Raw genomic sequence first — 25015 nt, 5'->3', positions numbered from 1 at the left:
AGTACTCATAGCTGACGGGTCGTCAGATTAGCGCTACCGTGAGCGCCATGGACACCCACGAGAGCACGTTTCCGCTGATCATCTCCGTGGACGACCACACGGTGGAGCCCGCGACCGTCTGGCAGGACCGGCTCCCCGAGAAGTACCGGGGCGCCGGACCGCGGATCGTCCGTGCGCCCGTGAAGGAGATGACGTTCCTCGGCGGGCGCTTCAAGCCCGTCATGGGCGGGCCCGGCGACGAAGGCCCCGTCGGTGACTGGTGGGTCTACGAGGACCTCCGCCGGCCCCTGACCCGCCTCGACACCGCCGTCGGGTACGACAGGGACGAGATCCGCCTGGAGGTCATCACCTACGAGCAGATGCGTCCCGGTTCCTACGACGTCCCGGCCCGGCTCGCCGACATGGACGTCAACCACGTCCAGTCCGCCCTCTGCTTCCCGACGTTCCCGCGCTTTTGCGGCCAGACCTTCACCGAGGCGAAGGACCACGAGCTGGGTCTGCTCTGCGTCCGCGCCTACAACGACTGGATGGTGGAGGAGTGGTGCGGGCCGAAGGCGCACGGGCGGCTCATCCCGCTCACGCTCATCCCCCTGTGGGACCCCGACCTGGCGGCCGAGGAGGTCCGGCGCAACGCCGCACGCGGTGTCCGTGCCGTCGCCTTCTCCGAGATACCGCCCTACCTCGGGCTCCCCTCCATCCACACCGACGACTGGGACCCCTTCCTCGCCGCGTGCGACGAGACCGGCACGGTCGTCGCCATGCACATCGGCAGCAGCAGCCGTATGCCCTCCACCTCCGCCGACGCCCCGCCCGCCGTCGGCTCCACCATCACCTTCGCCAACTGCTGCTTCTCGATGGTCGACTGGCTGATGAGCGGCAAGTTCGAGCAGTTCCCGAATCTGAAGGTGATGTACGCCGAGGGGCAGATCGGCTGGATCCCCTACATCCTGGATCGCGCCGACGTCGTCTGGGAGGAGAACCGCGGCTGGGGCGGCGTCGCCGACAAGGTGCACCGGCCGCCGTCCGAGCTGTTCGCCGAGCACGTCTACGGCTGCTTCTTCGACGACGCCTTCGGGCTGCGCAACCTGGATTCCATCGGGGTCGGGAATGTGCTCTACGAGACCGACTACCCCCACTCCGACTCCACCTGGCCCAAGTCCCGCGAGGTCGGCGAGGCGCAGATGGGGCACCTGGATCCCGGGGTGGTGGAGCGGATCGTGCGGCGGAACGCGATCGAGCTGCTGGGGCTGACCGACGACGGGCTCTGGAACGGGGCGCGGTGAGCCTGGCGTACGGGATCCAGCTCCCGGTCCAGTCCCAGAGCACGATCTACGCCGAGCCCTGGGAAGCCGCCGCCGGGCCCGAGGACCTGCTCGCCGTCGCCCGCGCCGCCGACCGGGCCGGCTTCGCCTACCTGGCGAGCTGCGACCACGTCGCCATCCCGCGCCGCCTCGCGTCCGCGATGAGCACGGTCTGGTACGACCCGGTCGCCACCCTCGCCTTCCTCGCGGCGGCCACCGAGCGGACCCGGCTGCTCAGCCACGTCGCCGTGGTGGGCCTGCGGCATCCGCTGCTCACCGCCAAGCAGTACGCCACCCTCGACCATCTCTCGGGCGGACGGCTGATCCTCGGGGTCGGGGCCGGGCACGTGCGGGAGGAGTTCGAGGTGCTGGGGGCCGACTTCGAGCGGCGCGGGGCCGTGCTCGACGAGTCGATCGACGCCCTGCGTGCTGCCCTCGGGACCGAGGAGTTCCCCGAACACCACGGCAAGCTGTACGACTTCGAGGAGCTCGGGCAGCGGCCCCGCCCGGCGCAGGACCGTGTCCCCCTCTGGGTCGGTGGGTCCTCCCCCGCCGCCCTGCGACGGGCCGCGCTCAAGGGTGACGGCTGGCTGCCGCAGGGAGACCCGAGGGACCTGCTGCCGGACCGCATCGCGCGGATACGGCGGCTCAGGGAAGAGGCCGAAATCGAGGGGCCGTTCACCGTCGGCGCCATCGCCGAGCCCCTGTACGTCGGGACGCCGGGCTGGGACGTCGGGCGGCGCACGGTCAGCGGGCCCGTCGAGGCGATCGCCGGGTCGTTGCGGGCCTTTTCCGCGATGGGCGTGGACCAGGTCCAGATGCGCTTCCGCAGCCGGAGCCGGAACGAACTCCTCGCGCAGATCGAGCAGTTCGGGAAGGAGGTCGCGCCACTGCTGCCGTAGGCGCGTTCCTTGAAAGCTTGAACATGTCCCCGCCGGTCTCCGTATGTACGGACGTACGGACACGTACGGACTCGTACGGCTTCGGCGGAAGGACACAACGACGTGCGCACTTCCCGGAAACTCTCCGTCGCCCTCGCCTGCCCCGAGGGCGCCTGGCCGCATCCCGACTGGCCGGCCCCGGACGACCCGTACGTCGAGCGGGTGGTGAGCCTGCGCCCGCCCCCGCCCTTCCGCGTCCCGGACGGCGTCGACGTCGTCGTCCTGCGCTGCGCCGAACCGGTGGACGGCCTACGGGAGCTGCGGGCCGGCGGTGTCCCGGTGATCGTGGTCGGTCCGCACCGGGACACCGAGACCATCGTGGAGGTGTTCCGGGGCGGCGCCGGGTATCTGGTCGAGGGCGACTACTGCACCTGCATGCTCTCCTCTGCCGTCGTCGGGGCCACCGTCGGGCACACCTACCTCTCCCCGGCGGCCTGCGCCGCCCTGCGCGAGGGGGCCCGCCGGGCGTCGTCCCCGCACGACACGGCGCTGGAGCGGCTGCGCGGGCAACTCTCCCCGCGCGAACGGCAGATCATGGAGCTGCTGTCGACCGGGCTGGGCGCGCAGGAGATCGGGCTGCGACTGCGGCTGAGCGAGAAGACCGTCCGCAACAACCTCAGCAACATCTACGCCAAGCTGGACGCACGCGGCAGCACGGACGCGGTCCTGAGGTGGCTGGGAGCCGCGCCCGTGCTTCGCATCTGAGAACCTCAGAAGCTCTGTCGCTACGGCGCCGGGATCTCCGACGGCGGGATCTCGACGTCCGTGACGTTCTCGCCGGCCTCACCGAATCCCGGTTCGGACCTCAGGGCGCGCGTGGAATTCCGCAGGCCCGACGCCTCCGGACTTCCGCACTTCACGTTGCGCAGCCACAACCGCCCGTCGGGGGTGCCGTTCTTCAGGATCTGCGGATAGAAGACGTGCACGCTCGTGGCGCCCTCGCTCGGGGAGAAGAAGACCTTGCCTCCGTCCTGCGCCTCCTTGTACGTGGCCTTGAGGTAGCCGCTCACGTCGGTGCGCTTCGCGGACCACATGAAGAACCCGAGGCTGTCGGGCTGCACGGTGTCCGTCCTGCTGAACTGCAAGGTGGTCGTCTTGTCGTCGCGCGTGATGTTGGTCTCGGACGTGCTGAACTTCACGCCGATCTCGAAGAAGGAATTGCCGAGCTTCGTGTCGGCGGCCGCGGTGAATCCGTCCTCCAGCTGGATGGTCCTGGTGACGGAGGCGCTGACATTGAAGGTCTTCGAGGCGGTGCCCGTCAATCCGCAGTTGTCGGTCACCGCGGAGACGCGCTGGTTGGGCCCGAGGTTGTTCCGCTTGAACTGGACGTCGACGAACTCGCAGTTCTCCAGCCTGTCGGAGTCCGCCGAACAGTCGGCGGTCACCTCCGAGGGGGTGGCGGCACCCGCGGGGTTCATCAGCGGCACGGCCACCGCGACGGCCGCCACCGGGGCCAGGGCGAGGGTGATGCGCTTCTTCTTGCTCCGGTGGCTTCTCGTGCGGCCGGTGCGTGTCATGGGTTTCTCCTGTGGGGGGAGGCGAGAGCGGGCGGGTTGGTCAGCAGTCGGTCAGTACGGCCTTGGAGGTGCCGTCCACGACACCCGGAGCACCGGCCGCGCCCGGCAGCACGACCGGGCCCTCGACGACCTCCGGTGCCACGAAGTTCTGCTCCTCAGTGGCGTTGGTGACGGTCGTCGCCTCACGGGCGTCGATCCGCACCCGCCATTCACCCGTCATGCGCTGCATCTTCGGCGTGAACTCCATGTGGAGCACCTTGCCGACCGGGACTTCCCGCTCCTCCGTGTCACCGGCGGTCGCCGACCTGACGGTCATGTCGAGGGTGCCCTTGTGCTTGAGCCAGGATCCGCTCAGCGCCCCGAAGAGCCCTCCGCCGCCGCCCTGCTGGGTGGAGGTGTACTTTCCCTGTCCCTGCGCGGCCGTCGCCTGCCAGGTGATCGACACCTTCGCCGGTTCGGTGGCGTTCGGTTCGCAGTTCGGGAAGTCGACGGAGGCCTTCTCGGTCGGTCCGTCGAAGGTCTCGAACTTCGTCTCGACGAAATCGCAGTTGTCGGACGCGAAACTCGGCCGGCGATGGGGTGGCCGCCGAAATCGAAGATGGACTGCTGCTTTCCGTTGAGCACCTTGGCCCGCTGGCACATCGTCATGATCTGCTCGGGCGTCTTGTCGTCGGCGGCGTTCGCCGAGGGCAGCAGCACCGTGGCCACGGCACCCCCGCTCACGAGGGCCGATCCGATCGCGACGATCCTGATCTTTCTGTTCTTCAGTCTTCTCCTAGCCATGGGCCAGATCCTGGAAGGTCCCGACCCACCCCGACAGGGTCAAACATCCCTACTTGCGGGTTACGTGAGATTCGCCTCAGCAACGGCCGAAGCTTGCATCTGACGCTCCGTCAGGTATGCCGGTACGATGCGGAGTCCACCGTGTCCACCGCGCGAAGGGGGCTGCCATGGGCAAGCTCGACGGACGGGTCGTCATCATCACCGGCGCCGCGCGCGGCCAGGGCGAGCAGGAGGCCAGGCTGTTCGCGGCCGAGGGTGCCCGGGTGGTCGTCGCGGACGTCCTCGACGACCAGGGCGAGGCCCTCGCGAAGGAGATTGGCGCCCGGTACGTCCATCTCGACGTCGGCAGGGAGGACGACTGGCGGACGGCCGTCACCGCCGCCGAGGACGCGTACGGCCGGGTCGACGGGCTCGTCAACAACGCCGGCATCCTCCGCTTCAACTCCCTCCTCGACACGCCCCTCGACGAGTTCATGCGGGTCGTCCAGGTCAACCAGGTGGGCTGCTTCCTCGGCATCAGGGCCGTCGCGCCCGAGATGGCCGACGGGGGCACGATCGTCAACACCGCCTCGTACACCGGCCTGACCGGAATGGCGGCGGTGGGCGCCTACGCGGCCAGCAAGCATGCCGTGGTCGGTCTCACCCGGGTCGCCGCCCTGGAGCTGGCCGGGCGGGGGATACGCGTCAACGCCGTCTGCCCGGGCGCCATCGACACCGCGATGTCCAACCCGGCCCGGCTGGACCCGGACGCCGACCCGCAGGAGACGGCCCGCGGGCTCGACCGGCTGTACCGCAAGCTCGTGCCGCTGGGGCGGGCCGGGCGGCCGGAGGAAGTGGCGCGGCTCGCCCTGTTCCTGTCGTGCGAGGACTCCTCCTACATCACCGGGCAGCCGTTCGTGATCGACGGCGGGTGGCTGGCGGGGGTGGGCGTCGTCTGACTCCGCCTCAAGTAGCCTGACGGTTCGTCAGCTATTGACGGTCCCGAGGAGCGGTGGAACAGTCGGAGCCATGTATCTGACGACTCGTCAGAAATGACCGTGGGACGGTGAATCTCCTTGGAATTCGGGGTCTTCGTACAGGGATACGTGGGCAAACGGGCCGAGACCGACTCGCTCGCCGAACACAAGGCACTGATGGAGGAGACCGAGTACGTCATCCAGGCGGACAAGTCCGGCTTCAAGTACGCGTGGGCCTCCGAGCACCACTTCCTGGACGAGTACTCGCACCTCTCCGCCAACGACGTCTTCCTCGGGTACCTGGCACACGCCACGGAGCGGATCCATCTGGGCTCGGGCATCTTCAACCCGCTCGCCCCGGTCAACCACCCCGTGAAGGTCGCCGAGAAGGTCGCCATGCTCGACCATCTCAGCGAGGGGCGGTTCGAGTTCGGCAGCGGGCGGGGCGCCGGCTCGCACGAGATCCTGGGCTTCATGCCGGGGGTGACCGACATGAACCACACCAAGGAGATCTGGGAAGAGACCATCGCCGAGTTCCCCAAGATGTGGCTCCAGGACGAGTACGTCGGCTTCCAGGGCACACACTGGTCCCTGCCGCCGAGGAAGGTCCTGCCGAAGCCGTACGGCAGCTCGCACCCGGCGATGTGGTACGCGGCCGGGTCGCCGCCGTCGTACGCCATGGCCGCGAAGAAGGGGCTCGGCGTGCTCGGCTTCAGCGTGCAGAAGGTCTCCGACATGGAGTGGGTGCTGGAGCAGTACAAGACGGCGATCGTGGACGCCGAGCCGGTCGGTGACTTCGTCAACGACAACGTGATGGTGACGACCACGGCGATCTGTGCGCCGACGCACGAGGAGGCGGTGCGGATCGCGGCGAACGGGCAGCTGCACTATCTGCCGTCGCTCGTGTTCCGGTACCACGACACGTTTCCGCGGCCCGAGGGGTTTCCGGTGTGGCCGCAGACGCTGCCGGAGTACACCGAGGAGTTCGTGGAGGTCCTCATCGAGGAGGAGCTGCTGATCTGCGGGGATCCGGACGAGGTGCTCACGCAGTGCAAGCGGTGGGAGCAGGCGGGGGCGGATCAGTTGAGTTTCGGGTTGCCGGTGGGGGTGCCGAAGGACGAGACGCTGCAGACGATTCGGCTGGTCGGGGAGCACGTGATTCCGAAGATCGATACGGATCCTGTGCATCGGACGTCCCGTTTCCGGCAGAGCGCGTGATCGCCGTAGGGGTGCGGGCCGTGTGGCGAGTGCGGGTGGCGTGTGGCTGGTCGCGCCCACGCGGCGGAGCCGCAAGTCGATACAGCCCCGCGCCCCTGGGCAACTCGTCCCACCGCACATCAGGAGGTGAGCCCAATGCTCGATCACGTAATCCAGGGCGCGACCGTCGTGGACGGGACAGGTGCGCCTGCCTGCACCGCCGACGTCGGCATCCGGGACGGGCGTATAGCCGTCGTGGGGACGGTCACCGAGGACGCCCTGTCGGTCGAAGACGCGCACGGCCTCGTCCTCACCCCCGGCTTCGTCGACCCCCACACCCACTACGACGCGCAGCTCTTCTGGGATCCGTACGCCACGCCCTCCCTCAACCACGGGGTCACCACCGTCGCGGGCGGGAACTGCGGGTTCACCCTCGCGCCGCTGCACCCGGACCGCCCCGAGGACGCCGACTACACGCGGCGGATGATGTCGAAGGTCGAGGGCATGGCGCTGGTGGCGCTGGAGGAGGGGGCGCCCTGGAACTGGCATTCCTTCGGGGAGTACCTGGACGCCCTGGAGGGGCGGATCGCCGTCAACGCCGGGTTCATGGTGGGGCACTGTGCGCTGCGGCGGTACGTGATGGGGCCGCAGGCCATCGGCGGGCAGCCGTCCGGGGAGCAACTGGCGGCGATGGTCGGGTTGCTGCGTGAGGCCATGGACGCCGGGGCCTGGGGGTTGTCCACCACTCAATCGACCAGTCACTCCGACGGCGACGGGAAACCGGTCGCGTCCCGGCACGCCGGGCCGGCCGAGCTGCTGGCGCTGTCGCGAGCCGTGGGGGAGCACGAGGGCACGCAGATCGAGGCGATCGTCGCGGGCTGTCTCGACCAGTTCAGCGACGCGGAGATCGACCTGTTCGTGGAGATGAGCGCGGCGGCGGGCCGACCGCTGAACTGGAACGTCCTGACCATCGACGCGGCGGTGCCCGAGCGGGTGCCCCGGCAGCTCCTGGCGAGCGAGCGGGCGCGCAAGGCGGGCGGCCGGGTCGTGGCGCTGACCATGCCGATCCTCACGCCGATGAACATGTCGCTGGGGACCTTCTGTGCGCTGAACCTCATCCCGGGGTGGGGGCCGATTCTCGGGCTGCCCGTGCCCGAGCGGATCGAGAAGCTGCGTGACCCGGACGTGCGGGCCGAGATGCTGCGCCGCGCCCGGTCCAAGGAGGCGGGCGTCTTCCGGCGGCTGGCGAACTTCGGGCGGTACGTCATCGGCGACACCTACAGCGAGGTGAACGCCGGGCTGACCGGCCGGGTCGTGAAGGACATCGCCGAGGAGCGCGGCCAGGAGCCCTTCGCGTGCCTGGTGGAGATCTGCGCCAACGACCAGCTGCGCACGGTGCTGTGGCCGATGCCGCCCGACAACGACCCGGCGTCCTGGGCGCTGCGGGCGGAGACCTGGCAGCACGAGGACGTGCTGCTCGGCGGGTCCGACGCGGGTGCGCATCTGGACCGGATGTGCGGGGCGCCGTACACGACGCGGTTCCTCGGGGACTGTCTGCGCGGCCGGAAACTGGTCGGCCTGGAGCGGGCCGTGAAGATGCTGACCGACGACCCGGCCCGGCTCTTCGGCCTGCGGGAGCGGGGGCAGGTGCGGGAGGGCTGGCACGCCGACCTCGTCCTGTTCGACCCGGAGCGGATCGACGCGGGCCCGGCCACCCTGGTGCACGACCTGCCGGGCGACAGTCCGCGGCTGGACTCCCGGGCGCTGGGCGTGCGGGCCGTGTGGGTCAACGGGGTCGAGGCGATCCGGGACGACGTGGTGACGGGTGCCGTGCCGGGGCGTGTGCTGCGGTCGGGCCGGGACACGGAGACGGTGGGCACCAGGTGACGGCACGGCAGTCGCTCTTCGTCGGCGGCTCCTGGGTGGAGCCGGACGGCGGGCACTACGAGGTGATCGACCCGGCGACCGAGCAGACCGTCGGGTGGGCGCCGGAGGCCTCGCGGGATCAGGTGCACGCGGCCTGCGCCGCGGCCCGCGAGGCCTTCGGGCCGTGGTCGGCCACGCCTGTGGAGGAACGGGCCGCGATCCTCGCCCGCGCCGCGGACATCGTCCGGGACCGTCTCGTGCCGTACGCCGAGCTGGCCCGGGCCGAGACCGGCGCGACCACGCGTACCGCACGCGGCATGCAGGTCGGGGTCGCCGCCGCCCGCTTCCGGCGCTACGCGCGCGTGGAGCCCGCCGAGTGGGCGGTCCCGCCGCAGATCAACGAGGCCGGACCTGGGGGTACCTCCCACGCCCTTAAGGCAGTGGGGGAGGGCAGGGCGGCCGTCATGGGCGCACTCGCCGTCCGCCAGCCCGTCGGGGTCGTCACCTGTATCACCTCGTACAACAACCCCTGGGCCAACCCGGCCGGCAAGATCGCCCCCGCCCTGGCCATGGGCAACACGGTCGTGGTGAAACCCGCCCCGCAGGACCCCCTGTCCGTCTACCGGATGGCGGAGGCGCTGGAGGCGGCGGGCGTGCCGCCGGGCGTGGTGAACGTGGTCAGCGGTGCACGGACCGAGGTCGGCGAGGCGGCCGTGGACTCGCCGGACGTCGACATGGTCAGCTTCACCGGCTCCACGGCGGTAGGGCAGCGCATCGCCGAGGTGTGCGGGCGCGGCATGAAGCGGCAGTTGATGGAGCTGGGCGGCAAGGGCGCGGCGGTCGTCCTCGACGACGCCGACGTCGGCTCGGCGGTCGCCGGGATCGGCACCACCTTCTCCTTCTACAGCGGCCAGATCTGCACGGCACCGACACGGGTGCTGGCGCAGAGAGGGATCTACGACCGTCTGGTCGCGCAACTGGCCCAGTACGCACGCCGGTTGAAGGTGGGCGATCCCCGGGAGCCGGATACGGTCGTCGGGCCGGTGATCTCGGCGGCACACCGGGACCGGGTGGAGTCGTACGTCGAACTGGGCCGGAAGGAAGGCGCGGTGGTCGTCACGGGCGGCGGACGCCCCGGTCTGCCGACCGGCTTCTACGTCACCCCGACCCTGCTCGCCGACTGCACCAACGGCATGCGCGTGGCCCGCGAGGAGATCTTCGGCCCGGTGGTGGTCGTCATCCCCTTCGACGACGAGGAGGAGGGCGTGGCCCTGGCCAACGACACCGACTACGGCCTCATCGACTACGTCTGGTCGTCCGACGTGGCCAGGGCCTTCCGGGTGGCCCGGCGCCTGCGGGCAGGCGGCGTCGGCGTCAACACCGTGGGCCGCAACATGGAGGCCCCCTTCGGCGGCTTCAAGAAGAGCGGGGTCGGCCGGGACGTCGGCTCGTACGCCCTGCACGCGTACAGCGAGGTGCAGGCGATCGTCTGGCCGGGGTGAGGGCGCGGTCCGCCAGGGGGCCGTCAGTCCGCCAGATCCACCCGCACCGTCAGCAGATCCGTCCCGAACGCCCGCACCCCCAGGCCGTTGAACCTGGGCAGCCGCCGCAGCCGCGCCACGGGGTCGTCGTCCGGCAGCAGGTGCGCGGTCCCCGTGTGCCAGCGCCCCCGGATCCGCACCCGCACCCGTGGATCGGCCTTGATGTTGCGCACGTACTGCGACCGTTCGCCGAACTCCGACACCAGCCAGAAGGAGTCGCCGACGCGGCGGCCGCCCACCGGTGTGCGGCGGGGCAGGCCCGAGACGCGGCCCTTCGTCTCCAGGACGGTCTGGAGGGGGAGACGGCGCACGATCGGGTTGACGCGGCGCTGGAAGGACGTGGCGGCGCGGAACCTCAGGTCGGTGAGACGGGACATCGACGGGGATCTCCTTCGCACGAAGCTCTCACGGTTTCTGCAATGGTTCCTGCTTCAATGATCCCTGACGCGGCGGGACGAGAGCGGGTGGCTGCGGATGCGGATCGTGACGTGGAACCTGTGGTGGCGTTTCGGGCCCTGGCAGGCACGGCAGAAGGCGATTCTCACGGATCTGAGGGAGTTGCACCCCGACGTCGTCGGCCTCCAGGAGGTGTGGGCCGCCGACGGCGAGAACCTCGCCGAGTGGCTGGCCGGTGAGCTGGGCCTGCACTGCGCCTGGGCCGCCTCGCCCGCCCCGGAGCGCTGGCGGCGGCGGATCGGGGATCCCACGGTGGACATAGGCAACGCCGTGCTCAGCAGATGGCCGGTCGTGGACCGGGACGTGCTGCCGCTGCCCGCCCCGGCCGACACGGACGACGGCCGGCTCGCCCTCTACGCCCGTCTGGCCGGCCCCGGCCACGAAGTGCCCTTCTTCACCACGCACTTCACCTCCGCCGTGCACGCCTCTGCGGTCCGCTGCCGCCAGGTCGCCGCGCTCGCCGAGTTCGTCGCCCGGCACCGCGGCGACACCCCGTTCCCGCCCGTCGTCACCGGCGACCTCAACGCCTGGCCCGACTCCGACGAGATCCGCCTCCTCGGCGGCTACAAGACCGCCCCGGCCGTCCCCCGCCAGGTCCTCCTCGACGCCTGGGAGTACGCCGACCCGGCCGCCCCCTCCGCCACCTGGGACGCGGCCAACCCGTACGTGGCGCAGACCCACAAGCCGAGCGTGCGCATCGACTACATCCACGTGGGCCTACCCGGCCCCGGCGGACTCGGCCGCGTACGGGACGTCCGGCGGGCATGCCACGGCCCGGTGGACGGGGTGTGGCCCTCGGACCACGCGGCGGTCGTGGCCGACCTGGCGGACCCGGCCGGAGTCTGACGTCCCGCGTCAATCGGCGGCGCGCCCCAGGAAGATCGGGTTCGTGAACGCCGCCAGCACCCCCGGCACCGGCCCCGCAGCCGCCTCGTGGCGCAGCTCCGCCCGTACGTACGCCGCGTACGACGGTGTCGTCCGCCACTCGACGACACCCGAGCCGGACACCGGCAGCGGGGCGCTGGTGTGCAGCACGCCCTGGTCGGTGACGAAGCGGACCGTGCAGCGCGGGGCGCCCGTGACCTCCAGGCGGACGGTGACCGGGGTGTCGCGGTCCACCCGCAACCGCTCCCCGATGCCCGCGTGTTCGCCGCGTGCCCCGGACGCCCGGAACGACAGCTCGACCTTGGCGGACTCGGCGACGTACGACCGTCCGGCCCGGATGCCCTCCTGGATCGCCCGGCGGGTCAGGTCGTCGGCCAGGACGACCGTCTGGGGCCGCCCGACGGCGTCCGGGTCGCGGTGGGCGTCGCTGCTGCCCATCGCCGGGATCCAGTCGCGCCCGTCCCGTACGGACGCCACCAGCATGCTGTCCCAGTCGGCGAGGGCCACCTCGTCGTCGGGCGTGTAGGGGCCGTTCCACACCTCGACCGCGTCCGCCTCGCCGAAGCCGAACTTCCAGTTGCAGCCGACGCACGTGGCGTGCGGGTGGGCCGGGACGACCAGGCCTCCGGCGCGGCGGATCTGGCGGGCGAAACGGCCGAAGCGGTTGTCGCGGGCCCGGTAGCGCCAGTCGACGAAGGTACCCGGGTCGGTGCCGAGCGCGACGACGTGACCGTTGCGCGTGGTGACCTCCTCGCCCAGCATCACCAGCAGGTCGTCCCCGGCCACGTCCGACCAGTGGGCGTGCGCCGCGTGCGTGTTGTGCTCGGAGGAGTTGATGAAGTCCAGCCCCGCCGCCCGCGCCAGCGCCCCGATCTCGGCGGGGGTGCGGCGGCCGTCGGAGTACCAGGAGTGCAGATGGCAGTCACCCCGGTACCAGGCACGGCCCCGGCCCCTGGCCCGGTCCGGCGGGTACACGGGCCGGGCGGCCTCGCCCGGCTCGCCGTACGTAAGCGTGATCGTGATCTCGTACGACAGGCCCTGCGGGGCGACCGTGTACGGGCCGAGCGCGATGTGCCAGGTGCCCTCGCGCACCGGGCCCGGGATGTAGCCGGGCGTCGCCTCGTCCGCGCGGATGAAGAACTCCGTGCGCGCCCCGCCCGACCAGCCCCGGAAGCCCCGGCCGCCGAGCTCGGTGCCGCGGTCGTCGAAGATGCCGATGTCGAGGGCGTTGCCGGTCGTGCCGGCCGGGACGGACGGCCGGTCGTAGGTGTAGGCGACCTTGATCTCCCGGACACCGGCCGGGACCTCGACGGGCACGTACACGAAGTCCGGGGAGCCGGGCGGCAGGGTGCCGCGCACCGTTCTGCTCTCCTGGTCCCCGTCGTCCTGGTTCCCGCCGGCCGCTGAAGCGAAGCTCACGCTTCCCAACGTAAGCGCGGCGGCCGCTCCCGTCACGAACAGAGCGCGCCGGCCGAGCCCGCCGTGGTTGTCCTCGCACATGCTGCTGCTCCCCAGGTGTCGTCCGCTGACATGGCATGGGTGGTGCAGTTGGTGGTGCGTGCAACGGTCGTATTCAGCCGTGAACCGGCGTGTAAGGGAAGGGGACCCGGCGGCGGGCAGCAGCGGAACAGGCCACGCGGGCCGAGGACTTCAGCCCGTCGTCCCGGCATCGCGTGCCAGCAGGGCCGCCTGCACCCGGTTGGTGCCCGGCTGCGCCGCCTCGTCGACACGCACCCCCTCCTGGCCGGGGAGCCCGAGCGGGTCCGGGCCACCGCTCCTACGTCGAGGACCTGCCGGGCGAGCAGCGCTACGACGTGATCGTCTCCGGTCTGCCCCTGACCACCTCACCCCCGGTCAGGTCGAAACGATCATGGCGCGGTACCTGGAGCCCCTCCACCCCGGCGGCACCCTCACCTACTTCGCCTACCGGGGCACCCGGCAGGCCCGCGCCCAGCTGTCCTCGCGCGCGCAGGCCCGCCGGCACCACGCCGTCGAGGAGGTCATGGCCGCCTACCGCCTCCGGTACGCCACCGGCCGCTGGTCGGTGTGTGCGAACCTGCCCCCGGCCAGGGTCTGGCAGCCGCGGCGCCCGTACCGCGACGCGCCGGGCGCGCGGGCCGGGCTGTACGACGTCACCGGAGCCCGCCGGTGACCGCCCCGTCGGACCTCCTCGGCCACGTCCCCGCCACCACCGCCTACGCGGTCCTGGCGGCGGCGGTCCTGGCCGAGTCCGTCCTCCTGGTCGGCGCCTTCGTCCCCACCCTCGGCCTGCTCCGGCGGCCGGAGCGCTGGCCCGCACCGGGCACCTGAGCCAGCCCCTGGTGATCGGAGCCGCCGCGGGCGCCGCGGTGGCCGGTGACCTGCTCGGCCACCGCATCGGAGCCCTCCTCGGCGACCGCCTGCGCACCGGACGTCTCGGCCGCCGTGTCCCGGCCACCGCCTGGCGGAACGCCGAGACCCGGATGGACCGCCGTGGCGGCCAAGCCGTGTTCCTGGCCCGTTTCGTCCCGGTGCTCCGCACGCTCACCCCGCACCTCGCGGGCGCCACCCGCCTGCCCTACCACCGCATCGCGCCCTTCAGCGCGGCCGCCGCCCTGCTGTGGGCCACCGCCGAGGCCGGCACCGGCTATGCGGCGCTCGCGACGGGCACCTGAGAATGCGGACAGAGTATGCCGACCGGTCGGTATCGACAGTCAGGGTTCCCTCGGGTACAGATAGCCCATGCGCATCGCCGTAACGATCTTCCTCACCGACGAGACGATCACCCCGACCCGGCTCGCACGTGAGCTGGAGGGCCGCGGTTTCGCCGGGCTGTTTCTGCCCGAGCACACGCACATCCCCGTCGAGCGGGCCACCCCGTACCCGGCGGGCGGCGAGCTGCCGCGCGAGTACGGCCGTACCCTCGACCCGTTCGTGGCGCTCGGCCAGGCCGCCGCCGTCACCGAGCGGCTCGGTCTCGGCACGGGCATCACGCTCGTCGCCCAGCACGACCCGATCGCCCTGGCCAAGCAGATCGCGACCCTGGACCACCTGTCCGGCGGCCGGTTCACGCTCGGGCTCGGCTTCGGCTGGAACGTCGAGGAGGCCGCCGACCACGGCGTACGGTGGCGCACCCGGCGCGAGCTGGTCCGGGACCGGATGGCGCTGATGCGGGCGCTGTGGTCGGAGGAACCGGTCGCGTACGAGGGGGAGTTCGGCGGCGTCCGGGCCAGTCACGCCCACCCCAAGCCCGTCCAGAAGCCGCGCGGCCCGGTCGTCGGCCCGCGCACGCTCGTCGGCGGTGCCGCCGGGCCGAAGCTGTTCGCGCACATCTGCGAGTACGCCGACGGCTGGCTGCCCATCGGCGGCCGCGGCCTCTCCGAGTCCCTGCCGCTGCTGCGCACCGCCTGGACCGAGGCGGGCCGCGATCCCCATGCCCTCCAGGTCGTCCCGTACGCCGTCCATCCGAGCCCGGGCAAGTTCGCCCACTACGCCGACCTCGGCATCGAGGAGGTCGTGGCGCAACTGCCGCCGGCGGGGGAGGCGGAGGTTCTGAAGGCGCTGGACGGGCTGACGGGATATCTTCCAGGTACCTGACAACTCGGACCGGACACTGGGGGAGAGCACACCGTCATGAGGATCGCCTGGTTAGCGTGGCTCGCGCGGCACTTCACCGAATACGGCTACAGCCAAGGGCTGTTGCGCGCCGCGATCGGCACGTCGGCCGTGCTCGTGACCGCCGCGCTGGTCTGGTTCGTCCTGCACCGCCACAGGCCCCTCGCCGTGGTCCTCAGCGGCCTCGTGTCCGCCGTGGGCATCGGGTGGCTGGCCTTCCACTGACGGGGCCCGGCCCAGTTGATCAGCGCGATCGTATGCTCGAAGGATGACGACTTCCGCGACCTCCGGAACCGGCCCCACCGAGAACTCCATGCGTCGCGCCCTGAAACGGGCCAGGGACGGCGTCTCCCTCGACGTCGCCGAGGCGGCCGTCCTGCTCCAGGCCCGGGGTGCGCATCTGGAGGACCTGGCGGCCTCGGCCGCCCGGGTGCGGGACGCGGGCCTGGAGGCGGCCGGCCGCCCCGGCGTCATCACGTACTCGAAGAGCGTCTTCATCCCGCTGACCCGGCTGTGCCGGGACAGGTGCCACTACTGCACGTTCGTCACGGTCCCGGGCAAGCTGCGCCGGGAGGGCCATGGGATGTTCATGTCCCCCGACGAGGTCCTGGACATCGCCCGCAAGGGCGCCGCCCTGGGCTGCAAGGAAGCCCTCATCACCCTGGGCGACAAGCCCGAGGACCGCTGGCCTCAGGCGCGCGAGTGGCTCGACGCGCACGGCTACGACGACACCATCGCCTACGTCCGCGCCATCTCCATCCGCATCCTGGAGGAGACGGGGCTCCTCCCGCACCTGAACCCGGGCGTCATGAGCTGGACCGACTTCCAGCGTCTGAAGCCGGTCGCGCCCAGCATGGGCATGATGCTGGAGACGACCGCGACCCGGCTCTGGTCCGAGCCGGGCGGCCCCCACCACGGCTCTCCCGACAAGGAACCGGCTGTCCGCCTGCGCGTCCTGGAGGACGCGGGCCGCTCCTCCGTCCCCTTCACCTCCGGCATCCTCATAGGCATCGGCGAGACCTATGAGGAGCGCGCCGAGTCCCTGTTCGCGCTGCGCAAGGTCTCTCGCGCCTACCACGGCGTCCAGGAGCTGATCATCCAGAACTTCCGCGCCAAGCCGGACACCGCGATGCGCGGCATGCCCGACGCGGAACTGGACGAACTGGTCGCCACGGTGGCCGTCGCCCGCCTCATCATGGGGCCTTCGGGCTGTATCCAGGCCCCGCCCAACCTCGTCGACGACGAGTACGAGCGGCTGATCGGCGCCGGCATCGACGACTGGGGCGGGGTGTCCCCGCTCACCATCGACCACGTCAACCCCGAGCGCCCCTGGCCGCAGATCGACCAGCTCGCCGAGAAGTCCCGGGCGGCCGGTTTCGAACTGCGCGAACGGCTCTGCGTGTACCCGGAGTTCGTGCGGCGCGGCGAGCCCTGGCTGGACCCGCGGCTGCGCCCGCACGTGGCGGCGCTGGCCGACCCGGAGACGGGCCTCGCCCGCTCCGAGGCCCTTCCCCAGGGCCTGCCGTGGCAGGAGCCGGAGGAGGTCTTCGTGGCGTCCGGCCGCACGGACCTGCACTCCTCGATCGACAGCGAGGGCCGCACCTCGGACCGCCGGGACGACTTCGACGAGGTGTACGGCGACTGGGCCGCCCTGCGCGAGGCGGCCGCCCCCGGCATGGCACCGGAGCGCATCGACACCGACGTACGGCAGGCCCTGCGCACCGCGGCCGACGACCCCACGGAGCTCACCGACGACGAGGCGCTGGCGCTGCTGCACGCGGACGGCCCGGCCCTGGACGCCCTCGCGCAGGTCGCCGACGACGTCCGCAGGTCGGCCGTCGGCGACGACGTCACCTACATCGTCACCCGCAACATCAACTTCACCAACGTCTGTTACACCGGCTGCCGTTTCTGCGCCTTCGCCCAGCGCCGCACGGACGCCGACGCCTACACCCTGTCCCTGGACCAGGTCGCCGACCGGGCCCAGCAGGCCTGGGACGTCGGCGCGGTGGAGGTCTGCATGCAGGGCGGCATCCACCCGGACCTGCCCGGCACGGCGTACTTCGACATCGCGCGGGCCGTGAAGGAACGCGTCCCCGGCATGCACGTGCACGCCTTCTCGCCGATGGAGGTCGTCAACGGCGCGACCCGCACCGGCATGTCCGTCCGCGAGTGGCTGACCGCCGCCAAGAGGCCGGCCTGGACACCATCCCGGGCACGGCCGCCGAGATCCTCGACGACGAGGTCCGCTGGATCCTCACCAAGGGCAAGCTGCCCGCGGCGGACTGGATCGAGGTCGTGACGACGGCCCACGAACTGGGCATCCGGTCGTCCTCGACGATGATGTACGGGCACGTGGACCAGCCCCGCCACTGGCTCGGGCACCTGCGCACCCTGGCCGGCATCCAGCAGCGCACGGGTGGCTTCACCGAGTTCGTGACGCTGCCGTTCGTGCACACCAACGCCCCCGTGTACCTCGCGGGGATCGCCCGCCCGGGCCCGACCATGCGTGACAACCGCGCGGTCACCGCCATGGCCCGGCTCCTCCTGCACCCGTACATCCCCAACATCCAGACCAGTTGGGTGAAGCTCGGCACCGAGGGCGCGGCCGAGATGCTCCGCTCGGGCGCCAACGACCTCGGCGGGACGCTCATGGAGGAGACGATCTCCCGGATGGCGGGTTCGTCGTACGGCTCGTACAAGTCGGTCCAGGACCTCGTCGCGGTGGCCGACGCCGCGGGCCGCCCGGCGAGGCCCCGGAACACCCTGTACGGGGAGGTCCCGGAGGAGCGGCAGCGGGTGGCGCGGGCGTCGGACGGGCATCTGCCCGAGCTGTTGCCGGTGCTGGACTGAGCGGCTGGCCGTCTACTGGCCCCCGGTTCCGGCCGGCTGGTGCGCTGTCACGGCGCGGTCGGCGGTGGCGGGCGGCCGCGCTGCGGTTTGGCCGGTGCCGCGGGCCGTCTACTGGCCCCCGGCGTCCGCCGGCTGACGTGCCGTCCAGGTGCGGTCGGCGGTGGTGCCGGGGGGCTCCGGTCGTGGGGGAGCCGTGTGCCAGGCCCAGCCAAAGCAGCAGCAGGCCGAGGGAACAGGCGATCGCCGGCCAGTAGAGGTAGCGGAAGTTCGTCGCGGGCATGATCGGCAGATAGCCGAGGACGTAGGCCGCCGAGCTGATGCCCAGTGCCCGGACCGGCATCGAGAAGGTGCCCTTGCCGGGGCGGATCGCGAGCACCAGCGCGACGGCCAGCCAGAACCAGCCCCGGAACAGCCACCGCGCGTCCGTGGCCATGCCGGTGACGTACGTGTCGAGCATGTCCTCCAGCCGGGGATGCGCCACCTCGATGCCCAGGTCGTTGCGGCTGATCCCCGGATGGTACGGATAACCGGTCTCGAACAGCAGACTCGTGAAGAGCCGCAGCCGGTACTGGAGATAGTGCGGTACATGTCCGCTCATCTCGCGCAGCCACAGGGACGTGATATCGCCGGAGTCCCCGCGCAGCCCGTCCGCCGGGCGTTCGTAACAGGCCCAGTAGGCGTCCGACAGGGCGCCGACGCGCCTGCACTCCCGAGCCGCGGCCACGAGGCGGTCGCGCAGGTCGGGCGGCACGTCCGCCGACCGGAGCTCCTCCGCCTCCAGCACATGGACCAGGTCGTCGATCATGATCTGCGCGCCCTGTTTCGTCTGGAGGGGCCGCGCGAACAGGGAGATGGCGGCGGCCGGCACGACGAGGGCGGCCACGAGCGCAGCCGTGCACATCACCCACGTACGGCGTCCGGGAGCGCGCCACAGCGCGAGGACCAGCATGACGAAGACCGGGATCGCGGCGACGAAGGCGTTCTTGCGCACCAGCATGGCGTACGCGAGGAACAGCACGCCCAGCCAGAGCAGCCCCCACCGCACGGCGGGCCGAACCCGCCTGTCTCGGATCCGCAGCCCGGTGAACGCGACCGCGCACGCGGCGAGCAGCGCGAACGCCGCGTGCACGTCCTTCCACACCACCCCGACGAACGTCAGCACGAAGGGCGCCGCCCCGAGCCCGAGCACCGCGAGCGAACCGGCCCGGCTCGCGGTCAGCTCCCAGACGCACCAGGCCAGCACCCAGAGCGCTCCCCAGAGGACGACGGCCTGGAGGGCGGCCATGGATGCGAACGTGCCGGTCACGGCGATGAGCGCACGCCAGACCAGGCTGAGCACGGGAGGATGCCAGTCGGTCAGCGGCGTCTGCCCCCTGGCCTGCCGGAGCTGGTCGAGGCTGTCGGGACTCAGGTAGCCGGGGGCGAACACGAGGATCGTGCCCAGGCAGCAGACCGCGGCGATGCCGGCCAGCCCCCAGACCCAGCGCTGCGCACGCGGCACCCATGGCATTTGTCCCATATGCCGGATGTTAGCGGGTCGTCGGATGCCGACGTCTCAGGGTGCGACGAAGACGTAGCGCCGGTAGGCGTAGAAGCGGAACAGGGTCGCGAGCACCCAGCCGAGGATGCGGGCGGTGTTGTCGCTGAGCGGCGAGTCCAGTCCGAGCAGCTGCCGGGACGCGAAGACCGTACCCGCCGTGATGGCGAGACCGACGCCGTTCGCGACGAGGAACAGGCCCAGTTCATGGGCCACCCTCTCGCGGTGCTGGTGGCGGTAGGTCCAGTAGCGGTTCCCGGCCCAGCTGAAGAGTGCGGCGGCGCTCGTCGCGACGACGGACGCCTGGACGGGAGCGGCCCCCATCGGCCCGCCCTCCGCGCCGCCGGGCAGCCCGAAGACCAGCAGGTTGTAGCCGCCGTTGTCCACGACGAAGGCCAGGGCCCCGACGACTGAGAACTTGGCGGCCTCGCGCCAGACACCCCGTACGGCATCACGGACGGAACGCGTCACAGAGGTGAAAGCCGGCACGAAGCGAGATTAGCCACCCGGCGCGCCCCCACCTCATGGGCGCGCTCATATCCCATCATTTCCCCATATTGGAATATCTGACACCAGCTCAGCTGAGGAGTGGGGAGTGGTCGTGGAACCGACGATCGCGTGTGTCGTGCCGTGCCACAACGAGGAAGCGGCCGTCGGCAAGGTGGTCCGCGACCTGCGCGCCGCCCTCCCCGAGGCCGTCGTCTACGTCTACGACAACGCCTCCACCGACCGCACCGCGGAGGTCGCCCGTGCGGCGGGCGCGATCGTCCGGCAGGAGCCCCGCAAGGGCAAGGGCAACGTCATCCGCCGCGCCTTCGCCGACGTCGACGCGGACGCGGTGCTCATCATCGACGGCGACGACACCTACGACGCCTCGCGCGCCCGGGACCTGGTCGACCTGCTCTTCGAGGGGCCGTACGACCAGGTCGTCGGTGCCCGCCGGGTGACGGACGACGGCGCCTACCGGGCGGGGCACGCGGTCGGCAACAAGCTGCTCACCGGGGCCGTGCGGTCCCTGTTCGGCAACGACGTGACCGACATGCTCAGCGGCTACCGGGTCTTCTCGCGGCGCTTCGTGAAGTCCTTCCCGGCGCTGGCCCGGGAGTTCGAGACCGAGACCGAGATGACGATCCACGCCCTCCACCTCCGACTCCCCACGGCGGAGGTCGTCGTGGACTACCGGGTCCGGCCCGCCGGCGGCGAGAGCAAGCTGCGCACCTACCGGGACGGCTGGCGCATCCTGCGGGTCATCCTCGACCTGGCGCGCCGCGAGCGCCCCTCCCTCGTCCACACCGTGATCGCCGGCGTCCTGGCCCTGATCTCGGTCGTCCTCGGCATCCCCGTCATCGCCGACTTCATCCGCACGGGCACGGTGCCCCGCGTCCCCACGGCGATCCTCGCCGCCGCGATCATGACCATCGCCGCGCTCGTCCTGCTCGTGGGCTACATCCTCGAGTCGCTCACCCACATGCGGCAGGAGCAGACCCGGCTCGTGCACCTCTCCTACCCGGCCCCCGTCCGCACCTCGCGCTACACCGCCCACGGAGCCGGCACCGGCCCGGTCCCGGTCCGGAAAGCCGTGGACGGCCCCTGAGCCGCCTGGGGAGCGGCAGGCTCGCAGTACGATGATCGGAACCCCCGTTCCGCGGGGTCCCGTGACTGAGGAGATGCGTGCCCGTGCCTGCCCGACTTCCTTCGTGGGCCTGGGTGACCGGGCTGACCGTGGGAGCGATAGCCGCGGTGACGGTCCTGGCCGTGCAGGCGGACCGGGGCCCGCACCCCACCGCCACCTCGGCCAAGCCGAGCACCACGGCGTCGGCGGGCGCGCAGCCCACCCCCACCGCGTCCGTCCCGGCCCGGGTGCCCGACGGCTCCGGCACCGGCCGGCGCATCGTCTACTCCCTCGGCGAGAAGCGGGTGTGGCTGGTCGACGCGAGCGAGTCGACCCGCCGTACGTTCACCGTGTGGCCGGGCACGGTCAGCCCCGACCCCGGCTCGTACACGGTGTCGTCCCGCAACCAGGCCACGACCGGCTCGGACGGCGTCCAGATCGAGCACGTCCTCTACTTCACCGCGAAGTCCGGTGTCTCCGTCGCCTTCTCCAACGCGGTCGACGGCGCCTCGCCGCCTCCCGCCGACTCCGGCGCCAAGACGGGCGGAGTCAGGATGCGGAAGGCGGACGGCACGGCACTGTGGGCGTTCGGCACGGTCGGCACGACGGTGACCGTGGTCAAGTAGCGGCCGGGTCAGCCAGTCGTCTTCTCCGCCGCCGGGGACGGCAGGTGGTTGACGATCAGTACGAGCCCGCTGAACAGGAACACGCGGGTCGCCGCGTCCAGCCCGTTCCAGCTCTTCGACTGCCACATGGAGAACCACTCACCGCCGATCGCGATGAACCCGGCGCCGAACAGCAGCAGCACCATCAGCAGCCCGTACGTGGACATCCGCCGGGCCTGCCGCTGATCACGTCTGGCCCACAGCCAGGTCCCGTATATGAGGACGAGCGCGGCGACGGTCTCCCAGACGATGATCGCGACGTAGGCGGCGTCCTGAAGTCCCGTGCTCGTCACGGCCCGCCACATCAGGTCCTCGTCCTTGAACGTGGTGTCCATGGCCAGCACATGCCGGACGAACTGCTGGTTGGTGCCGAAGTCGGTGATGTTCCCGAACGCGACCAGCGCCATGTAGAGGGCGACGGAGGCGGTGAGCAGGGCGGCGGCGAGAGGCAGCGCGCCGCGGCGTGATGTTGAGGAGGTGGCCATGCCGATCATTCTTCCCGAGCGGCGGCCGCCGACGCGACAGAATGACGACGGAAGCCGAGGCGGGGCGAGGGGACGTACGGATGGCGCAGGCGAGACCGTCGATGCAGGACCTGATACGGCAGCGGACCCGGGCCGGTTTCGTCGGCCGGGCCGCTGAACGGGCCCTGTTCCGAGCGAACTTCGACACTCCTCCGCACGACGAACGCCACCGCTTCCGCTTCCACGTGCACGGCAACGCGGGCGTCGGGAAGACCTTCCTCCTGCGGGAGTGGGAACAGATCGCCCGCGAACAGGGCGCGCTGACCGCGTACGTGGACGACAGCTGCGGCAGCGTGCCGGTGGTCATGAGGGAGATCAGCCGCCAGTTCGCCGCGCAGGGCCGCCGGTTGAAGGAACTCGACCGCATGCTCGCCGCCCACGACGAACGCAGGCACGAGGCGGAGCTGGCCGCGCTCGCCGCACTGGACGCGCAGGCTGAGGACGCGGGTCCGTCGGCGGGCGGGAGGGTGGCGGCCCGGGCCGGGGTGGTCGCGCTGGGGATGGTCCCGGTGGTCGGCCCCCTCGCGGGCCTGCTCGACTCCGACCAACTCGCGGGCGGGGTCGACCGGTTCCGGGAGAGCGTGTTCGCCCGCTTCCGCGACCACGAGGACGTGCGGCTGGTCTTCGCCCCGGAGCAGGTGCTCACCCCGGTGCTCCTGCGCGAACTCTCTCAGGCCGCCACCTCGGCCCCCTGGATCGTCCTCTTCCTCGACACCTACGAGCGGACGGCCCCGTATCTGGACCACTGGCTGCACGAGACGATGACCACCGACCGCCACGGCGCCATGCCGGCCACGGCCGTTGTGGTCACGGCGGGCCAGCGCCCCTGGGACACGGCCCTCTGGGGCGGCCTGAGGGACTTCATGACGGACGTCCCACTGTCCCCCTTCACCGAGGCGGAGGCACGCGGCCTGCTCGCCGGCAAGGGCGTGACCGCCGAACCGGTCGTCGAGGAGGTCCTGCGCCTCACCGGCGGCCTTCCCGTCCTGGTCTCCACCCTCGCCGAGTCCCGCCCCGCCGACCCGGACGACGTGGGCGACCCGAGCGCCACGGCGGTGGAACGTTTCCTGAAATGGGAGCGGGACCCGGCACGCCGAGCGGCAGCACTGTCCTGCGCCCTGCCGAGATGGCTGGACGCGGACGTGTTCCGGGCGGTCAGCGACTGCCCGGAGGAGCAACTGGAGCCGCTCTACGAGTGGTTGCGGAGCATGCCGTTCGTCGGCGAGCAGGGCGGGGGACGACTGCGTTTCCACGACGTCGTACGGGCACCGATGCTGCGCGCGGAACGGAGCCGGTCGCCCCGCGGATGGGCCGAACGGCAGCGGCGCCTGGCGCGGACGTTCGGCGGCTGGCGGGAGGAGACCGAGGCCGGCGGGGCCGAGCCGTTGGCCGACGAGACGTGGCGGAGCCTGCGCCTGGCCGAGGTGTACCACCTGCTCTGCGCGGGTGAGCGGGACGCGCTGCCGCAGGCGCTGCGGGACTTCGTCCACGCCTGCGAAGCCGGTGCCGGCGTGGCCGCGCAGTGGGCGCGCGTGCTGGTGGACGCGGGCCAGGACGCGGACGTGGCGGCGGTGGCCGGGTGGGGCACCGATCTGACGGCGGCACTCGACGCGGAGGGTGTCACCACCGCACTCGGGCTGCTCCTGCGCCGCGCGGTGCTCGACGCGCCGACCCAGGCCCGGGCCCGGGTCGTACGGGGGACGAGCTGCGCGGACAGGCCGCGTACGCGCAGGCGCTCGCCGAGTACGACCGGGCCGTCGCGCTGGATCCGGAGCTGGCCGTCGCCTACCGTCAACGGGCCGGAATCCGCAGGGAGCTGGGCGACGACGAGGCGGCGATCGCCGACCTGGACCGGGCCGTCGCGCTGGAGCCGGGCAACTCCTGGTACGTCGCCCTGCGCGGCGAACACCACCGGCTCGCCCGGCACCACGCCGAGGCCATCCGGGACCTGAGCGAAGGGATCCGCCTCGACCCGGCCAACGAGTTCGCCTGGGCCTCCCGGGGAGCCACGCACGAACGCCGCGGAGACCTGGACGCCGCCCTCTTTGACCTGGGCCGGGCACTGGACCTCAAGCCGGACTACGCCTGGGCGCTCGCCCGCCGCGCCAGGGTCTGGCGCGCGCTGGGCGACCCCCGACGCCAACTGGCCGACCTCGACCACGCCCTCGCCCTGAACCCCGACTGGCCCTGGGCCCGCTGCGAACGCGGCGACGCGCTGCGCGCCGCGGGCCGCGACGAGGAGGCTGTCGCCGACCTCGACCGTGCGCTGTCGCTGGACCCCGCCTACACCTCGGCGTACGCGAGCCGGGGCGCATCCCTCGCCAACCTCGGCCGCCACGCGGAGGCACTCGCCGACCTGAACCGGGCGGTGGAACTCCGGCCAGGGTATGTCTGGGCGTTGTGCCGCCGCGCCGTACTGTTCGCGGCGATGGGCCGGCCTACGGAGGCACGGGCTGACGTGGAAGGGATTTGCGAACTGGACTCCGGGGCGCTGGAACGCCTTTCGGATACCGACCGTGCGGTACTGGAGTCGGTCCTCGCCGGGTGAACAGCATGCGAATGAGCTGTGTGCGGTTGTAATCCGACCGTGACGTATCGCGTCGTGGTGGGGTAATCTTTGAGCCAAGAGGCTTGTGGTCTGGTCGAGTTGTTTTGGGAGGTGTGCGATGACGATGGTGCGGCGGCTGATTCCCGACGAACCCCACCACCAGTCGGCACACTCACTCCCGGGCCACTGCCGTTCCCGGTTCCAGCGCACTTCCGCCTGACCGGTCCCCCTCTTTCACC

General features: G+C 71.5%; 20 protein-coding genes and 3 pseudogenes. 17 read left to right on the top strand and 6 right to left on the bottom strand.

Features of this window, described 5'->3' with window-relative positions:
* Positions 1–47: 47 nt before the first annotated feature.
* The 3 genes from V8690_RS18030 (at position 48) to V8690_RS18020 (ending at position 2947) form a co-directional block, all read left to right on the top strand.
* Positions 48–1283, top strand: a complete 1236-nt coding sequence (locus V8690_RS18030) for an amidohydrolase family protein (RefSeq protein WP_338780116.1) — start codon at positions 48–50, stop codon at positions 1281–1283.
* Positions 1284–1285: 2 nt separating this feature from the next.
* Positions 1286–2203 (top strand): TIGR03619 family F420-dependent LLM class oxidoreductase, encoded by a 918-nt coding sequence (locus V8690_RS18025; protein ID WP_338785391.1) that lies wholly within the window; start codon positions 1286–1288, stop codon positions 2201–2203.
* Between the two features lie 102 nt (positions 2204–2305).
* Positions 2306–2947, top strand: coding sequence for a response regulator transcription factor (locus V8690_RS18020; protein WP_338780114.1), 642 nt, complete (start codon positions 2306–2308; stop codon positions 2945–2947).
* A gap of 20 nt (positions 2948–2967) precedes the next feature.
* Here V8690_RS18020 and V8690_RS18015 read toward each other — a convergent pair whose 3' ends face one another.
* Complete coding sequence (locus V8690_RS18015; RefSeq protein ID WP_338780112.1) at positions 2968–3759, bottom strand: hypothetical protein; 792 nt, start codon at positions 3757–3759, stop codon at positions 2968–2970.
* Between the two features lie 40 nt (positions 3760–3799).
* Positions 3800–4542 (bottom strand): annotated as a pseudogene (locus V8690_RS18010) (hypothetical protein).
* 167 nt (positions 4543–4709) lie between these two features.
* Between V8690_RS18010 and V8690_RS18005 the strand changes: the two are divergent.
* From V8690_RS18005 to V8690_RS17990, 4 genes are all read left to right on the top strand, one after another.
* Complete coding sequence (locus tag V8690_RS18005; protein ID WP_338780109.1) at positions 4710–5480, top strand: glucose 1-dehydrogenase; 771 nt, start codon at positions 4710–4712, stop codon at positions 5478–5480.
* Between the two features lie 117 nt (positions 5481–5597).
* Positions 5598–6716 (top strand): LLM class flavin-dependent oxidoreductase, encoded by a 1119-nt coding sequence (locus V8690_RS18000; RefSeq protein ID WP_338780107.1) that lies wholly within the window; start codon positions 5598–5600, stop codon positions 6714–6716.
* A gap of 135 nt (positions 6717–6851) precedes the next feature.
* Positions 6852–8582: a D-aminoacylase gene (locus V8690_RS17995; RefSeq protein ID WP_338780105.1), complete on the top strand. Its 1731-nt coding sequence runs from the start codon at positions 6852–6854 to the stop codon at positions 8580–8582.
* Complete coding sequence (locus V8690_RS17990; protein ID WP_338780103.1) at positions 8579–10063, top strand: aldehyde dehydrogenase family protein; 1485 nt, start codon at positions 8579–8581, stop codon at positions 10061–10063. Before V8690_RS17995 ends, V8690_RS17990 begins: the two co-directional genes overlap by 4 nt.
* A gap of 23 nt (positions 10064–10086) precedes the next feature.
* On the opposite strand, the gene V8690_RS17985 is transcribed toward V8690_RS17990, so the two are convergent.
* A complete protein-coding gene (locus V8690_RS17985) occupies positions 10087–10479 on the bottom strand; it encodes a nitroreductase/quinone reductase family protein (RefSeq protein WP_338780101.1) in 393 nt (130 codons plus the stop codon).
* A 97-nt stretch (positions 10480–10576) separates the two neighbouring features.
* Here V8690_RS17985 and V8690_RS17980 point away from each other — a divergent pair, with 97 nt between their 5' ends.
* Positions 10577–11404, top strand: a complete 828-nt coding sequence (locus tag V8690_RS17980; RefSeq protein WP_338780099.1) for an endonuclease/exonuclease/phosphatase family protein — start codon at positions 10577–10579, stop codon at positions 11402–11404.
* A gap of 9 nt (positions 11405–11413) precedes the next feature.
* Here V8690_RS17980 and V8690_RS17975 read toward each other — a convergent pair whose 3' ends face one another.
* Positions 11414–12943: a CehA/McbA family metallohydrolase gene (locus tag V8690_RS17975; RefSeq protein ID WP_338780097.1), complete on the bottom strand. Its 1530-nt coding sequence runs from the start codon at positions 12941–12943 to the stop codon at positions 11414–11416.
* Positions 12944–13245: 302 nt separating this feature from the next.
* Between V8690_RS17975 and V8690_RS17970 the strand changes: the two are divergent.
* The 6 genes and pseudogenes from V8690_RS17970 to V8690_RS17945 form a co-directional block, all read left to right on the top strand.
* A pseudogene (locus V8690_RS17970) lies at positions 13246–13595 on the top strand (translation initiation factor IF-2); the annotation flags it as partial.
* Positions 13592–13753 (top strand): hypothetical protein, encoded by a 162-nt coding sequence (locus V8690_RS17965; protein WP_338780095.1) that lies wholly within the window; start codon positions 13592–13594, stop codon positions 13751–13753. The pseudogene V8690_RS17970 and the gene V8690_RS17965, both read left to right, overlap by 4 nt.
* 11 nt (positions 13754–13764) lie before the next feature.
* Positions 13765–14097 (top strand): VTT domain-containing protein, encoded by a 333-nt coding sequence (locus V8690_RS17960; protein ID WP_338780093.1) that lies wholly within the window; start codon positions 13765–13767, stop codon positions 14095–14097.
* Between the two features lie 67 nt (positions 14098–14164).
* A complete protein-coding gene (locus V8690_RS17955; RefSeq protein ID WP_338780090.1) occupies positions 14165–15019 on the top strand; it encodes an LLM class F420-dependent oxidoreductase in 855 nt (284 codons plus the stop codon).
* 36 nt (positions 15020–15055) lie between these two features.
* Entirely contained in the window at positions 15056–15262 is a 207-nt protein-coding gene (locus tag V8690_RS17950; protein ID WP_338780088.1) for a hypothetical protein, read from the top strand.
* A gap of 43 nt (positions 15263–15305) precedes the next feature.
* Positions 15306–17890, top strand: a pseudogene (locus tag V8690_RS17945) (bifunctional FO biosynthesis protein CofGH).
* A gap of 1555 nt (positions 17891–19445) precedes the next feature.
* Here V8690_RS17945 and V8690_RS17940 read toward each other — a convergent pair.
* Positions 19446–19916, bottom strand: coding sequence for a GtrA family protein (locus tag V8690_RS17940; protein WP_338780086.1), 471 nt, complete (start codon positions 19914–19916; stop codon positions 19446–19448).
* Between the two features lie 106 nt (positions 19917–20022).
* On the opposite strand from V8690_RS17940, the gene V8690_RS17935 reads away from it, so the two are divergent.
* Positions 20023–21021 (top strand): glycosyltransferase family 2 protein, encoded by a 999-nt coding sequence (locus V8690_RS17935; protein ID WP_338780084.1) that lies wholly within the window; start codon positions 20023–20025, stop codon positions 21019–21021.
* 83 nt (positions 21022–21104) lie between these two features.
* Positions 21105–21665, top strand: a complete 561-nt coding sequence (locus V8690_RS17930; RefSeq protein ID WP_338780082.1) for a hypothetical protein — start codon at positions 21105–21107, stop codon at positions 21663–21665.
* Positions 21666–21673: 8 nt separating this feature from the next.
* Here V8690_RS17930 and V8690_RS17925 read toward each other — a convergent pair whose 3' ends face one another.
* Complete coding sequence (locus V8690_RS17925; RefSeq protein ID WP_338780080.1) at positions 21674–22189, bottom strand: DUF2165 domain-containing protein; 516 nt, start codon at positions 22187–22189, stop codon at positions 21674–21676.
* 1561 nt (positions 22190–23750) lie between these two features.
* Here V8690_RS17925 and V8690_RS17920 point away from each other — a divergent pair.
* Positions 23751–24776, top strand: coding sequence for a tetratricopeptide repeat protein (locus V8690_RS17920; protein WP_338780078.1), 1026 nt, complete (start codon positions 23751–23753; stop codon positions 24774–24776).
* Positions 24777–25015 lie beyond the last annotated feature (239 nt).

Origin of the sequence: Streptomyces sp. DG1A-41, from assembly GCF_037055355.1 — a bacterium.
In the GTDB taxonomy this organism is placed as follows: domain Bacteria; phylum Actinomycetota; class Actinomycetes; order Streptomycetales; family Streptomycetaceae; genus Streptomyces.
This window is presented reverse-complemented; position numbering and strand designations above follow the sequence as displayed.